Source organism: Acinetobacter sp. ANC_7503, assembly GCF_056780035.1.
This window is the reverse complement of sequence record NZ_JBWYJA010000004.1, coordinates 38,999-53,188: the sequence shown is the minus strand read 5'-3', so window position 1 is coordinate 53,188 and position 14,190 is coordinate 38,999. Positions and strand designations below refer to the sequence as shown.

13 protein-coding genes are annotated in these 14,190 nt (G+C 38.3%); 8 read left to right on the top strand and 5 right to left on the bottom strand.

What is annotated here, in order from left to right:
* Positions 1–265: 265 nt before the first annotated feature.
* The 3 genes from AC1M9M_RS06555 (at position 266) to AC1M9M_RS06545 (ending at position 2,386) form a co-directional block, all read left to right on the top strand.
* Positions 266–1,048, top strand: a complete 783-nt coding sequence (locus AC1M9M_RS06555) for an rRNA large subunit pseudouridine synthase E (protein WP_035268720.1) — start codon at positions 266–268, stop codon at positions 1,046–1,048.
* A 127-nt stretch (positions 1,049–1,175) separates the two neighbouring features.
* Positions 1,176–1,571, top strand: coding sequence for a hydroxyisourate hydrolase (gene uraH / locus AC1M9M_RS06550; RefSeq protein WP_481590269.1), 396 nt, complete (start codon positions 1,176–1,178; stop codon positions 1,569–1,571).
* 113 nt (positions 1,572–1,684) lie between these two features.
* Positions 1,685–2,386: a hypothetical protein gene (locus tag AC1M9M_RS06545; protein ID WP_481595926.1), complete on the top strand. Its 702-nt coding sequence runs from the start codon at positions 1,685–1,687 to the stop codon at positions 2,384–2,386.
* A 51-nt stretch (positions 2,387–2,437) separates the two neighbouring features.
* Here the strand turns inward: AC1M9M_RS06545 and AC1M9M_RS06540 are convergent, their stop codons facing one another.
* A complete protein-coding gene (locus AC1M9M_RS06540; RefSeq protein WP_481595925.1) occupies positions 2,438–4,141 on the bottom strand; it encodes a M61 family metallopeptidase in 1,704 nt (567 codons plus the stop codon).
* A 179-nt stretch (positions 4,142–4,320) separates the two neighbouring features.
* On the opposite strand from AC1M9M_RS06540, the gene AC1M9M_RS06535 reads away from it, so the two are divergent.
* From AC1M9M_RS06535 to AC1M9M_RS06520, 4 genes are all read left to right on the top strand, one after another.
* Positions 4,321–5,631, top strand: coding sequence for a D-alanyl-D-alanine carboxypeptidase family protein (locus AC1M9M_RS06535; protein ID WP_481595924.1), 1,311 nt, complete (start codon positions 4,321–4,323; stop codon positions 5,629–5,631).
* Between the two features lie 122 nt (positions 5,632–5,753).
* Positions 5,754–7,040 (top strand): NAD(P)/FAD-dependent oxidoreductase, encoded by a 1,287-nt coding sequence (locus AC1M9M_RS06530; RefSeq protein WP_035267310.1) that lies wholly within the window; start codon positions 5,754–5,756, stop codon positions 7,038–7,040.
* A gap of 135 nt (positions 7,041–7,175) precedes the next feature.
* Positions 7,176–7,658: an FKBP-type peptidyl-prolyl cis-trans isomerase gene (locus AC1M9M_RS06525; RefSeq protein ID WP_092767151.1), complete on the top strand. Its 483-nt coding sequence runs from the start codon at positions 7,176–7,178 to the stop codon at positions 7,656–7,658.
* A 131-nt stretch (positions 7,659–7,789) separates the two neighbouring features.
* On the top strand, positions 7,790–9,205 hold the full coding sequence (locus AC1M9M_RS06520) for a cryptochrome/photolyase family protein (protein WP_481595923.1): 1,416 nt from the start codon (positions 7,790–7,792) through the stop codon (positions 9,203–9,205).
* Here the strand turns inward: AC1M9M_RS06520 and AC1M9M_RS06515 are convergent.
* Positions 9,194–9,823 carry an HD domain-containing protein gene (locus AC1M9M_RS06515; RefSeq protein ID WP_481595922.1) on the bottom strand — a complete coding sequence of 210 codons (630 nt, stop codon included), beginning with the start codon at positions 9,821–9,823 and terminating at the stop codon, positions 9,194–9,196. The two genes, AC1M9M_RS06520 and AC1M9M_RS06515, sit on opposite strands and share 12 nt — an antisense overlap.
* A gap of 33 nt (positions 9,824–9,856) precedes the next feature.
* Entirely contained in the window at positions 9,857–10,636 is a 780-nt protein-coding gene (gene yaaA / locus AC1M9M_RS06510) for a peroxide stress protein YaaA (protein ID WP_481595921.1), read from the bottom strand.
* 123 nt (positions 10,637–10,759) lie between these two features.
* On the opposite strand from yaaA, the gene AC1M9M_RS06505 reads away from it, so the two are divergent.
* A complete protein-coding gene (locus AC1M9M_RS06505; protein ID WP_035267316.1) occupies positions 10,760–11,389 on the top strand; it encodes an alpha/beta hydrolase in 630 nt (209 codons plus the stop codon).
* Positions 11,390–11,456: 67 nt separating this feature from the next.
* Here AC1M9M_RS06505 and AC1M9M_RS06500 read toward each other — a convergent pair whose 3' ends face one another.
* Both AC1M9M_RS06500 and AC1M9M_RS06495 read right to left on the bottom strand, forming a co-directional pair.
* The gene (locus tag AC1M9M_RS06500; protein WP_481595920.1) at positions 11,457–11,831 is read right to left on the bottom strand and encodes a hypothetical protein; all 375 of its coding nucleotides are present in this window, start codon (positions 11,829–11,831) and stop codon (positions 11,457–11,459) included.
* A 111-nt stretch (positions 11,832–11,942) separates the two neighbouring features.
* Positions 11,943–14,189, bottom strand: a complete 2,247-nt coding sequence (locus tag AC1M9M_RS06495) for a bifunctional prephenate dehydrogenase/3-phosphoshikimate 1-carboxyvinyltransferase (protein WP_481595919.1) — start codon at positions 14,187–14,189, stop codon at positions 11,943–11,945.
* Position 14,190 lies beyond the last annotated feature (1 nt).

The following is a 14,190-nucleotide window of genomic DNA, read 5'->3' as shown; positions in this document are numbered from 1 at the left end:
CTGATCGACGTTTGCATTGTATTGTTTAAATTAAAAGCACTTGTCAGAAACCAATAAAAGCCTGCTTATACCGATTAAATCGTCAGAATTACATATTTTTTTTGATCAATACGATACTTTCTTTTTTGAATCACGCATAATAGTCACCAATTCCCCGATTTATTTTGTTTGACTTCAATGATCGAATCCTCAGATCAATTCAGGATGTTCATAAATTCTTGATAAGTCAGACCTTTCACTATTTGCACATTATTGAAGTTTTTATATGAAAATCGTCATTCTCAATAAACCTTATGGCGTTCTCTCCCAGTTTCGTAAAGACGAAGCGCATATGACAATGTCTGATTTCGTTGACGATCCGACTTTACGTCTTGCTGGACGTTTAGACATGGACTCTGAAGGTCTAGTGTTTTTAACCGACCATGGTGGTTTAAATCAGTATATTACCAACCCTGCCAATAAGAAATTTAAAACTTATTTGGTTCAAGTTGATGGTGATGTGACTGAAGAGGCTTTAGAACAGCTTCGTAAAGGTGTAGAGCTTAAAGACGGTATGACTCTACCCGCAAAAGCTGTAAAAGTTGAACAGCCTGAGTGGTTATGGGATCGTGATCCTCCTGTTCGTTTCCGTGCTTCTGTACCTACTTCTTGGGTTGAAATTTCGATTTGCGAAGGTCGTAACCGCCAAGTTCGACGTATGACTGCAGCAGTAGGTTTCCCAACTTTACGTCTTATTCGCACTAAAATTGGATCAATAGACTTAGTACAGATGGGTCTTGAATCTGGCGAAACTAGAGAAATTGAACCATTACTTTATCCTGACTTTCAAAATGTTCCTGCAGAAGAGCCATACCGCTCACGCTCTTATGTGAAGAAACCAGGCGGTACAGGTGGCAAGCCGATTAATAAGAAAGTCAATAAAGATGGTACTAAGAAAAAATCGGGTACTAAACGTATTTGGCAAATGGAAGAACATGAGAAACCACGTCGTAAGACCAATGGTACTACTCGCCCAAATACAAAAGCTCCACGTGGACGCGCACGCTAAGCTCAAGCTATTGTATAAAAAGTAAAAAGGATGCGATTGCATCCTTTTTTTATACATAAATTAACTTAAATAATCTCTCATTTTAAGTACACTTTTTCGATTATTTGCTTATTGTGAGTTGATACTTATGAAAAAATTTACGCTTGCTCTTTCAGGTTTTGCATTTTCAACATTCACTTTGGCAAATCCTTTAAGTGTTCATGTGCTTAATCAAGAAACTGGTCTTCCATCCTCAAATATTGCAGTTACCCTTGAAGCGCAGCAGGGTGAAAAATGGGTAAAGCTCAACGAAGCTAAAACGGATGAAAATGGTCGTATCAAGGCTCTATATCCAGCTGAAACAGATCTTCAAAAAGGTGTTTACAGAGTAACTTTTAAAACTGGTGACTGGTTTAAAGCAAACAACAAGCGTACTTTCTTCCCAGAAGTGCCAGTGGTTTTTTTGATTGATGGTAGTTTAGATCATTACCATATTCCGTTGTTATTAAGTTCATATGGTTATTCAACCTATCGAGGGAACTAATGTTTTTTGTTGATCATTTATGACACAAATTTAGCTCACATTATGTGAGCTTTTTTATTTCTTTATTAATTTTAAAAGTTTAATTATCCTATTCAAAAGAATAAGGATTTCTTATGAACATAAAAAAAGCTTTCCTGAAGGCTATTACGCTTCTTTTATTTTTATCAATTCTTTACTACTTCTTTTATGCATTGAATGAAAACAAGTTATCTCACTATTGTGATAACTATATTTGTCTTGAAATCTTATCTTTAGCTGAATTTCTTGGGATAATCACAGCTTGGATCAGCCTATATTTCGTACTGAAGTCCCTAGAATCATGGAAAGATGCCTATAAATTCCATAGAGCAATTGAAACTTTATCCAAGTTTGAAGAACTCAAGATTATTTCAAATCAATATCACACCATCTTATACCAATTAAAAAACTCACTCATCCGCGCTAAAGGTCATGAATTATACAGCTCATTTGATTTAGAAGAGCAAAAATACGAAGATAAATTCAATAATCTGTATTACTACGACAAATTAATAAATCTTCAACAGTGGCTTAATCAAGAAAAAAATGTGAACAAGCATAAAGATTTTAAAGAAGTTTTAAGAACTTTTGAAACTGCTATAGATTCTGCTCATAGACTTGTTTCAGAAGCTCATTTAAGTGAGGTAAATTATGGTCAAAATTACGCCTCAGAAACCGACATAAACAGAAGAAAAGAATCTATAAAAAAGGTTCAAATTGCTTTTGAAAAATACTCAAAAGACAAAACAATATTTGAAAAGCGTTTGGAAGTTCTAAAACGAGAACTGGAGTTATGAAAAACCCATAGCTAAGCATGGGTTTTTCATGAATTTTATGACCTAGGCAAATTAAGCTTTAAGCCATTTCTCAGCTTTAGATTGATCTGAAACCTTAAGATCTACTTCAGTGAGTTCACTAGCACCCGATTGAACTTCAAATTGCATTAATTCATCACGACGGAAAGCATGCACATTAAAAGTACCTTCCAATTTTGCATACTTATCGAGTTGCTTAGTGGTCGCCTTTAAACCATCAACTGCGATAATAATGTCATGAGCAGAAAGCCCAGCTTTAACACCTGCGCCATCACGACGAGCAGACTGAATTAATACACCTTCAGGTTTATCTACAAGTTTTAAACCAAATGGTAAAGATTTATCATGCTTTAAAACATAGTCTAAGCCAAATTCAGGGAACAATTGATCAAGCGGTAACTCATCCGTGGTATTAATCAAATGATTAATTTGTTCAGACCAATCATCACCTGTTAATTCTTGGCATAATTCATAGATGGTACGTTCATGAACCTGTATACCCTTTTGCGCATTTTCATACAGCTTACGCATCAATGCATCAAGACTTGAACCTCTTAAACGTAGACCTAAATCTAGACACAGCGCTACTAAGCAACCCTTGTTATAGTAACTTGTGCCAGCATTGTTAGAGTTTTCGTCTTGACGATAGAATTTGACCCATGCATCAAAACTTGACTCTGCAACAGTTTGAACAAAACGACCTGGATTTTGCAAATAACGATCGATCTGCGCCTTTAACAACTTCAAGTAAGATTCCTGAGAAATCACACCACTACGCAGTAGAATCAAATCATCATAGTAGGACGTAAAGCCTTCAAAAATCCATAACAAAGAGGTATAGCCTTCTTTGTCTAAATCATAATTCACAAAATTTTCAGGGCGAATAAATTTCACCAACCATGAATGAAAATATTCATGGCTACACAAACCTAAGAATCGCTGATAATCAGCGGAAGGTTCAACAGGCTCATTGGACTTAGGTAGATCATCACGTGGAGAAATCAAACTGGTTGAGTTCGGATGCTCTAAACCACCATAACTGTTACCCGTCGCGATGGTCATAAAGGTGTAGTTTTCAAATGGTGCTGAACCAAACATGCATATTTCTGTCGCACAGATTTTCTCAATGTCTTGTTTCATACGTTCGACATTCATCGCATGTTTGCCAGAAACCACAAACTCATGTGGAATACCATTTGCTTCAAAAGCAAAACGAGTTTGATCTGCAAGCTCAAATGGTGCATCAATCAATTCAGCGTAGTTTTTTGCCTTAAGCGTATAGCGACCACGCACTAAACTTTTAGATGCCAATCCTGTAGCGAGTTGGAAATGTTTCAATTCATCTGGCAAAAATAACTCAACTTCTACCGCTTTATCTTCTTGTCCTTCTAAACCTAAACATGCACAAGCAGGATTCACATATAAGCGTGTTTCATCAACATAAGCACCACGTACTGAGAGGTCGTATGCATAGACGTCGTACTCAACCGTAATCAGCTCAAAATCAGTATTAAATAACTGCCACTTATTTTTTTCATTTTTACGAATCTTGAGTATTCGACCATCTTCATCATAGGCACGAACAGACTCAATATGTTTTGAAAACTCTCGAATGAGATAACTTCCTGGAATCCAAGTTGGCAAGCTCAATACTTGAGTTGGTTGAGCAACGAAACGAACAGTAACGTGAATGAGATGCTGACGAAAGTCGTCAAATTCGATCTGATAATGCAACATAATGTCTTAATTGAGAAACTATAGAACCAACTTGTATTTAGATTAGCATTTTTTTACTTGGAGTTGCGCGATTCGTATTAATTGTCTACAAATCTGACTAGAGTTTCAGAAAAAAAAGGCATAGCATGCGGTGTGCTTGATGATCTATGCCATTGGATTGGCTTATATAGGTAAACCCGTTGAAACTCTACTCTGCTCTACTCATAATTTTTAGTTTTTTTATAGTAAATATCACACATGCTTCCTTGTTCAAAGTTGCACCAGAAAGTTTAGAAGCTGAAGCATGGACTGTCTTAGATCCACAATCAGGTCAAGTCATTACTGAACACAATAGCCATGTCCAACGTGCACCAGCTTCGTTAACCAAAATGATGGTGGCTTACATCGCGCTGAAAGACATTCAAGCGGGTAAAATTAGCAAAAATGAAGTTATTACTGCCACACCAGTTGTCAATGTAGTTCAATGGGATGAGTCTCAGATGTATCTGAAGCCGACTCAACAAATTACGATTGATCAGCTTTTAGCAGGCTTAATTATCATGTCTGCCAACGATGCTGCTGTCACATTGGCTGAACGAATTTCAGGATCAGTGCCTGCATTTGTTCAACGCATGAATCAAGAAGCCAAAGCACTTGGCATGAAAGATACAAACTTTGCCAATCCTGCGGGCATTACAATGGATATGCACTATTCAACAGCGCATGATTTAGCCGTGCTCGCACAAGCACTCACCAATGAAACACCCGATTACCTTGACTACTCGAAACAGCAAAGTTTTACTTACAATCAGCATTTTCACCGTGCAACGAATATCTTACTAAAACAAGATGCTACTGTTGATGGTTTAAAAACAGGGTTTACTCGTGCTGCAGGCTATAACCTTGCACTTACAGCCAACCGACCAACTCAACAATTTGAGCTCAATCAAAGAAGACTTATTGTTGTGGTACTCGGTGCTCAAAGTGGCTTTAAACGCGCTGAAATCGCACATCAACTTTTAAACCTATCCTATGCCTATACACGCAATGAAATTGCAATTAAAAATAAGCAACTAATTGCTGAACTCCCTGTAGTCGCATCTACCTTAAAAAGGTTCAAAGTCGAAACTAAAAAGCCAAGTATCGTGACGACCTCTTTGTATAACGCGAATCAAATGATTGATATGCGTAATTTTGACAATCAAACTCATCGTTTGATTCAAGCAGATGCTTTTGGATTCACTTCAGCTCTTGAGCCTTTACAGCAAACTCAAACGCATATGAACGTCGAGCTACTAACACAATCATTAACCGCACCTATCACGCAAATTCAGCAGTTGGCACGTATTCATATCTATCAAAATAACAGACTCATTCAAACGGTATTGATTGAAGATGAACTTCAAATTGATGAAGCATCATGGTTTGAAAGTATTTTGAATTGGTTTAAACAATTATTTAGTTTTGGATCTAGCAGTACAAATCAAGCAAAAATCTATCCTTTAAACTGATTGCAGTTTTTTATTGTAAATCTGTAACTTGTAATACAAAAAGAACAATTCTTTTAAAAAAGAGATGGCATATTAACCCCATCTCTTTTTTATTTATGACGCTATAAAAATAGGAATATTAAATGTCGAATCTTCATCATATTGTCATTGTGGGTGGTGGTGCTGGTGGCTTAGAACTAGCAACACAACTGGGTGACACGCTGGGCAAATCGAAAAAAGCAAAAATTACATTAGTGGACCAAAAGCTCACACATATCTGGAAACCACTTTTACACGAAATTGCAGCAGGTACGTTGAGCCCTAGTGATGAAGAAACAAATTATTTTGGTCATGCTGCGAAGCATCATTATGAGTTTGTATTGGGTAAATTCGAACAATTAGATCGTGAAGCCAAGACCATTCAATTGCTCAAACCTGTTGCATCGACCTATGACCAATCGACTGATCATTTAACGCTAAGTTATGACACTCTTATTCTGGCGGTTGGTTCGGTTTCCAATGATTTCAATACTTCAGGTGTGCAAGAACATTGTCACTATTTAGATAATCCAAAACAGGCTGAACAGTTCCAGCAGCATCTACTTCATCTTTATATCGAAGCTCAAAATAATAATGACCATCGTGAGCTGCATATTGGCATTATAGGTGCAGGTGCAACTGGCGTTGAGCTTGCAGCGGAATTAGTTCAAGCCAAACAAAACTTCTTTAAATATGGACTTAATAAAATTGATCCTAAAAACGTCAAAATTTCACTAATTGAAGGCGCGGATCGTATTCTACCGGCTCTTTCTGAAAAAATGTCAGACCACAGCACTAAGCAGCTTAAGCGCATGAATGTGGATATTTTAACGTCTAAGCGTGTCGAAAAAGTGGATGCTGATCAAATTTACTTTAATGATGGAAGTTCAATTCCAGCACAATTAAAAGTTTGGGCTGCAGGCATTAAAACTCCAGCAGTGATTCAAAACCTAGAAGGCTTCGAAAAAGATCGTATGGGTCGCTTACACGTATTTGCAACACTCCAAACAAAAGCAGATCCGAATGTTTTTGCATTCGGTGATTGCGCATACTGTATTCTAGATGCCCGTGAAACAGCTTTAGGACCGCGTGCGCAAGTTGCAAGTCAACAGGCTGCTTTCCTCGTTGATGCAATGAAAGCGCGAATTTCAGGGAAATCACAACCGATGTTCAATTTTTCTGACAAAGGCTCACTTGTATCTTTAAGTGAGAATAAAGCAGTTGGTGAATTACTTGGTCAGGTCAATGTTCAAGGATTTGTGGCGAAGTCGATGTATGTATCGCTTTACCGACTGCATCAAGCCACGATTTATGGTTATGCACAGGCAGGGTTACTCACAGCCAAAGATTTTGTGACCAGAAAAATAGCACCTAAAATCAAATTGCATTGAAAAATCTAAAAGACGCCCCAATGTAATATTTAAGCGTTATAAATTATCGAAACTGCATTTTTTTTAGAAAATTGTCTACAAAAATTGGTTTTCACTTTATGATGTACCCTTAAAATATTTGAATGGATCATTAACATGACAGTTATTGCAAATGACCTTGTGGTTTTATTTAACTATAAATTGACTAATGCAGAGGGTGAAACTCTCGATCAATCTCAAGGTGAACCACTTGCATATTTGCAAGGCGCTGGCAACATTATCCCTGGCTTAGAAAAAGCAATGTTAGGTAAAACGACTGGTGACAAATTTACAGTAACGATTCCTGCTGCTGAAGCTTATGGTGAGTACAACACTGATTTAGTTCAAGAAGTACCTAAACAAATGTTCCAAGGCGTAGACAACATCGAAGCTGGTATGCAATTCCAAGCGCAAACTGATGATGGCGTTCAAATTGTGACTGTTAAAGCGGTTGAAGGCGAAAACGTAATCGTTGATGCTAACTTCCCGCTTGCTGGTCAAGACTTAACATTTGATGTTGAAATCGTTGAAATCCGTGAAGCAACTCAAGAAGAGTTAGATCACGGTCACGTTCACGGTGTAGGTGGTCACCACCACTAAGATCTACGGATTTTAGGACAAAAAGGTGAAGCTTCTGCTTCGCCTTTTTTTTATGCAAAAAATTACAATGCTTAACGATTTAAATGATTCAAATTCTTATAATTTCCTGAGGATATTTGGATATTAATCATATGAATCTCATTTGGTTTCGTCAGGATTTAAGAGTTAGGGATAACACGGCGTTAATGGAGGCAAACCGGCATGGGAATACTTGTGCGGTGGTGATACTTTCGCCTCAACAATGGAAATTGCATGATGATGCAGTGATTAAAATTGACTTTTATCTTCGCCAACTTAAATCACTTGAAAGTGAGTTAAAGCAATTCAATATCCCACTTGTGGTGGAAATCGTTACCCAATGGGACGATGTACCAGCTAGATTATTAACTTTCGCAAATAAATATCAAATTACTGCGATACACGCCAACATTGAAATCGGCGTGAATGAGTTACATCGTGATGCGCAAGTCCAGACCTTATTAGAATCGCATCAAGTGACTGTCGAGTATTATCATGACCGCACAATTTTCCCACTTGGATCAATTCGCAATAAGAGTCGCCAGCCTTATCAAGTTTTTGGTGCTTATAAACGTGCATGCTATGAAATCTTGAATATCTCTGTTCCTCAACCACTCGCTGTACCGAAAGTACAGCCTCATGAGCTTATACAACGCTTTCATACTTCCAAAATTCCATCGATACATGATTTTTATCCTGATGCTCAGATTAAATATCAATGGCCTGTTGGAGAGTCATTTGCACTACAAATGCTCGAGAAATTTGTTGACGAGAATTTAGAGACGTACAAACAACAACGCGACTTTCCAAACATTGATGCAACCAGTCAATTATCACCGTATTTAAATCTAGGAATTATTTCGATTCGACAATGTTTGGCTGCAATTTTTAGTCGCTCAAACGGCAATTTTCATCTCTACTCTGATGGTCAACAAACTTGGTTAGATGAGTTATTATGGCGAGAATTTTATCAACACATCCTATTTGATTTTCCAAGATTATCGAAATATCAACCATTCAATTTAAATACGTCTAATGTGCCATGGCGTGATGCACCCGATGAATTAAATGCTTGGAAATTTGGACAAACGGGTATTCCAATTGTGGACGCTGGAATCCGTCAAATGCTTCAAACAGGTTGGATGCACAATCGTGTCAGAATGATTGTCGCCATGTTCCTTAGTAAGAATTTGCTCATCGACTGGCGTAAAGGCGAACAATGGTTTATGCAACATTTGATTGATGGAGATTTAGCGGCAAATAATGGTGGCTGGCAATGGTGTGCTTCAACAGGTACAGATGCTGTACCTTATTTCCGTATTTTCAACCCCATTAGTCAATCACAAAAATTTGATAGTCAAGGTGATTATATTCGCAAATGGGTACCTGAATTAGCTCATCTTGATGCGAAAATCATTCATGAGCCTTACGCTAAAAATCCGAATCTTAAACTCAATTATCCAAAACCTATTGTTGATTTAAAGATGAGTCGACAGCGCGCATTAACTGCTTTCAAATCAGCTAACTAATGCTCGTTCTAAATTTTGTTTGGCTTGATTTTCTAAAGTGTCAAGAAAATATGCTGTTTTATAAATGGATTCTATTTGATAAAAGCTATTAAGAACTTCATTTCGTTTTAATGTATAAATTTCAGAGGGTACCCAACTGAATTCTTGATGAATTTGCTGCTGATATTCTTCAAAACGTTTGGCGTTTGAACCGAGAATTGCAAGATCAATATCAAGTAAATAGTTAAGGTCTGAATCAACTGAAGCACGATGCTCTTTGGTCGCTAATATCCACTGATAAATTTTCTCACATCTCCTCATCTCCATGTGGGGAGATATGATGTTCAGCATCATATCAGCACTTTGTTGTTCATTATCGTGTGCCTTAGGCTCATAAATGACATCATGAAACCAAAGAGCTATAGAGACTGATAAAGGATCTTTTAAATTTGGTAGAACCAATTGTAAGTGATCGATACATTCAACGATATGCTGCACTGTATGATAGTGACGATGAGGCTCACTGTAATGAACTTCTAATCTATCAAGAATTGATATGGAATCCTCTGAGGATAGTTCAAGGTGTTGTGCAGTAGCCGCCCAGTATCTTCTCAACTGGTTTAAGTATGAATCAATCATCAGACACCTGGCCCCGCTACCGCCTATTTATTTTTAAGCCGCCTGCTCATCACGTTTAAAAATGAGCTCACCTTTCAAAGAACTTTCAGCATCGAAATAATAGCCGTCTGTATTGAATGATTTAAGATCATCCACAGTATTAGGTTTATTTTCGATAATATAACGTGCCATCAATCCACGCGCTTTTTTAGCATAGAAGCTTATCACTTTATATTTCCCATTTTTCTGGTCTAAAAACACGGGCTTGATAATTTCAGCTTCAATTTTGCTTTCTTTCACCGATTTATAATATTCATCGGATGCGATATTGACCAATAAATCACTCTTGGCTTCTGATAAATCTTGGTTGATCAATTGGGTAATTTCATCTCCCCAAAATTCGTAAAGATTGTGACCGCGTGGATTTGCTAATTTCGTGCCCATTTCTAAACGATAAGGCATCATCAAATCCAGTGGTCGAAGTAATCCATAGAGACCCGATAGCATTCTTAAATGGCATTGAGCATATTCTAAATCAGCTTGCGTAAGCGAATACGCATCCAGACCTGTATAAACATCGCCCTTAAAAGCAAAGATTGCTTGGCGTGAATTTGATAAATCAAAGTCTGATTGCCAATCTCTAAAGCGTTCCACGTTCAGATTCGCAATTTTTTCACTTACACTCATTAATTTGGCGATTTCTGAAGCAGACAATTTACGACTTACGTCTATAAGCTGTTGTGAGTGGTCAAGCAATCTTGGTAAAGTATGTTCATCAGTTGGAAGTGTAGACTCATAATCTAATGTCTTAGCAGGAGAAATTAAGGCAAACATAGAAACCTGATCAAAAAACAATTAATCAAACTATAACAGTAGACTTATTTTATTTCCAATTGTGTTTTTTTTAATTATTGACGTTAAAATATACGATTCTCCTGCACGTTAATCGGTATTTTTATGTCTGAACAAATGTTCATTCAAGGCCCTGTTGGCAAAATTGAGGTTTTTGTAGATTATCCTCAGTCTGAAGTAAAAGGATTTGCGGTCGTTTGTCACCCTCACCCGCTTCAAGGTGGTACTCCTCAGCACAAAGTTCCCACTCTGCTAGCTCAAATGTTCCTTGAGCGTGGTTATATCGTTTATCGTCCAAGTTTCCGTGGATCAGGTCAAAGTGAAGGGGTTCACGATGAAGGATTTGGTGAAACAGAAGATATTTTAGAAGTCATTCGTCAAGTACGTGCAAAACACCTTACATTGCCTTTCTACGTTGGAGGCTTTAGTTTTGGTGCACACGTTATGGCGAAGGCATATCATGCACTACCTCAAGAAATTCAACCTGAACAAGTCATTCTATGTGGTTTACCAACAGCCACAGTTGCTGGTATCCGTCACTATGTTACTCCGGCAATTAAAGGTGATATCCTGTTTATTCATGGTGAGGCAGATGAAGTCACTTTATTATCCGATTTAATTGAATGGGCAAAGCCTCAACGCCATATTATTACAGTGCTACCTGGTGCTAATCACTTCTTCACAGGTTATTTGAAGCAACTTCGCGTCGCGATCACTCGCTTCCTTACGGCTTAATATAAATATTACGTGTTTCAGAAAAACCCAGTGTAGATTCTTTACATTGGGTTTGTTTTATTCCTCGTTAAGATTTCCATTCTAGCGACTGGAATGACTCATCTTCTCTTAATGTCTGCTCTACTGCTTGCGCAAGTTGTTTAATCACACTCTGCGTCTCAATTTTTTGGAACCAATCCTGTTCCTCATCTGCATGCGCACTTATTTCACATACAAAATGTCCTTCGCCATCTGGTTGATTACAGTTCACCCCTAAAGCGATTGGGTGATCAGAGACACTGACTTCTAATTCATGCGGATTCGTAGTTTGAGTGTAAAATCCATGTTGCACCAACTGTTCAGATAACAATGCTGTAACGTAAGTTTGTGCATTATCATGAGAATGACTTGAATGAGCCTTAGCGTATTTCGTTTGATCAACTAAAAATTGTAATTTTTTCATTTCCTCATCCAAAGGCTTTTTAATTATATAGAATTAGAATAAGCAATATAAACAAAACAGCCAAGCTTTTGCTTGGCTGTTTGAAAAGAAATATACAAATCTTTGGTCGTATTATTCACTAACTTGAATAGATAAACCCGCTTGTTCAGTGAGTTGAGTAAATGTTGGGAAACTTGTTGCAACGGTTTCAGTTCCCACAATTTTAATTGCGCCTGAAGTACGCAGACCCGCAATGGAGAAACTCATGGCAATACGATGATCATGATGTGACTCAATTTCACCACCTGTAAAGATAGCAGACCAATCACCAGACTTACCTTTACCTTCAATAATAATACCGTCTTCCGTAGGCGTACAATCAACACCCATTGTTTTCAATCCATCAGCCATCACTTGGATTCGATCAGACTCTTTTACACGAAGTTCAGCTGCACCAGTTAACACTGTTTGACCTTCAGCACAAGCTGCAGCAATAAATAATGCTGGGAATTCATCAATCGCTAAAGGTACTTGATCTTCAGGCATGTGGATTCCTTTCAAAGTACGAGTGCCACGAATTCGAATATCAGCGATTGGTTCACCACCTGCAATTCGTTCATTCTCGACTGAAATATCAGCCCCCATTTGCTTCAAAATTTCGATCACACCAGTACGAGTAGGGTTAATACCCACTGCCTCAAGTGTTACATCTGAATTTTCAGTAATGGCAGCACCCACCATAAAGAACGCAGCAGATGAAATATCTGAAGGCACTTGAATATTCGTGCCAACTAACTTACCACCACCTTTTAAAGAAATACGGTTACCTTCAGTTTTCACATCATACCCAAATGCACGTAACATACGCTCAGAGTGATCACGTGTAGGTTCTGGCTCAGTCACCGACGTTACACCTTCTGCCCATAAACCAGCGAGCAAAATGCCAGACTTCACTTGTGCAGAAGCCATCGGTAAATCGTAATGAATACCTTTAAGTTGCTGATTACCTGTGATCGATACTGGCGGTGTGCCACGCTCACCTGTTGTTTGAATTTGAGCACCCATTTCACGGAGTGGCTTTGCAATACGTTCCATAGGACGTTTGCTCAACGATGCATCACCAGTCATTACTGAGTCAAATTTTTGCGCAGACAACATCCCTGACAGAAGACGCATCGAAGTCCCAGAGTTACCCATATAAAGCTCACTTGCTGGAGCTTTAAGGCCATACATTCCTACACCATGAATCGTGACTTCACCATTTTTTGGACCTTCAATATTTACACCCATATCACGGAATGCTTGAAGTGTTGCTAAGGCATCTTCACCTTCTAAGAAACCAGTAACATGTGTTGTACCTTCAGCGATCGCACCAAACATGATTGAACGGTGTGACACAGATTTGTCACCTGGCACGCTAAATTTTCCAGTAAATGATTTAGCACCCGGCAGAATAGTAAATTGCTGTGTCACAGTTTTGTTCTCCATTAAAGGTTTCTTGGCAAGCATATGGTTAAAATGTTGGCGTGCTGCTTGAGCATGTCCAAGCAATCCCATGAGTGCTTTTGAATCTTCGTTTTCAATGAGCTGTCGAATATGAGCCAATTGGTTCTCAAATCCATCAACAGCATTCAAAATCGCTTTTTTATTGGCAAAGAATATGTCATGCCACATTTGTGGATCACTCGCCGCAATGCGAGAAAAGTCTCTGAAACCACCTGCTGCATAACGGAAAATGTCCAGATTATCTTCACGATTTGCAAGTTGCTCAACCAAATTGAATGCCATTAAATGTGGCAGATGACTTGTATGCGCAAGCACCTCATCATGCTTTTCCACATCCATACAAATTACTTCAGCTTGAGCAGCTTGCCATAACTGAATCAGTTTTTGCACTGCCCACTCAGCACTTGTTGCTAACGGCGTTAATATCACTTTGTGGTTAGCAAATAAATCTACTTTACCTGCATGAACACCAGTATGTTCAGCACCAGCTATTGGATGCCCTGGAACAAAACCTGCGGGTAAATGCTCACCAAAAACCGCAATTGCAGCCTCAACCACATTGCCTTTGGTACTGCCCACATCTGTAATTATAGTATCAGGAGTAATCACAGATTTGATCGAGTTCAATACAGATTGTGTAGCTCTCACGGGTAAAGCAAGAACAATTAAATCTGCATCAACCACTGCATCTTTGGCATCAGCATATCCTTCACTAATCAAACCTAAAGCTTTAGCATCTTCTAACGTTTGAACAGATCGCGTAGATGCCACAACATTTTCAGCAAGACCATGTGCTTGAATGACACGTGCTAAACTTGATCCAATCAATCCTAGCCCAATAAATGCAACTTTTTTAAATAAAGGTTGAGACATA

Bases quoted from the DNA above. Each gene is read 5' to 3' on its own strand.
- AC1M9M_RS06540 (WP_481595925.1), bottom strand. From the start codon at position 4,141: ATGTTGCATTATCAGATCGAATTTGACGACTTTCGTCAGCATCTCATT.
- AC1M9M_RS06515 (WP_481595922.1), bottom strand. From the start codon at position 9,823: ATGATTGATTCATACTTAAACCAGTTGAGAAGATACTGGGCGGCTACT.
- AC1M9M_RS06525 (WP_092767151.1), top strand. From the start codon at position 7,176: ATGACAGTTATTGCAAATGACCTTGTGGTTTTATTTAACTATAAATTG.
- AC1M9M_RS06520 (WP_481595923.1), top strand. From the start codon at position 7,790: ATGAATCTCATTTGGTTTCGTCAGGATTTAAGAGTTAGGGATAACACG.
- AC1M9M_RS06545 (WP_481595926.1), top strand. From the start codon at position 1,685: ATGAACATAAAAAAAGCTTTCCTGAAGGCTATTACGCTTCTTTTATTT.
- yaaA (WP_481595921.1), bottom strand. From the start codon at position 10,636: ATGTTTGCCTTAATTTCTCCTGCTAAGACATTAGATTATGAGTCTACA.
- AC1M9M_RS06555 (WP_035268720.1), top strand. From the start codon at position 266: ATGAAAATCGTCATTCTCAATAAACCTTATGGCGTTCTCTCCCAGTTT.
- AC1M9M_RS06500 (WP_481595920.1), bottom strand. From the start codon at position 11,831: ATGAAAAAATTACAATTTTTAGTTGATCAAACGAAATACGCTAAGGCT.
- AC1M9M_RS06505 (WP_035267316.1), top strand. From the start codon at position 10,760: ATGTCTGAACAAATGTTCATTCAAGGCCCTGTTGGCAAAATTGAGGTT.
- AC1M9M_RS06495 (WP_481595919.1), bottom strand. From the start codon at position 14,189: ATGTCTCAACCTTTATTTAAAAAAGTTGCATTTATTGGGCTAGGATTG.
- uraH (WP_481590269.1), top strand. From the start codon at position 1,176: ATGAAAAAATTTACGCTTGCTCTTTCAGGTTTTGCATTTTCAACATTC.
- AC1M9M_RS06530 (WP_035267310.1), top strand. From the start codon at position 5,754: ATGTCGAATCTTCATCATATTGTCATTGTGGGTGGTGGTGCTGGTGGC.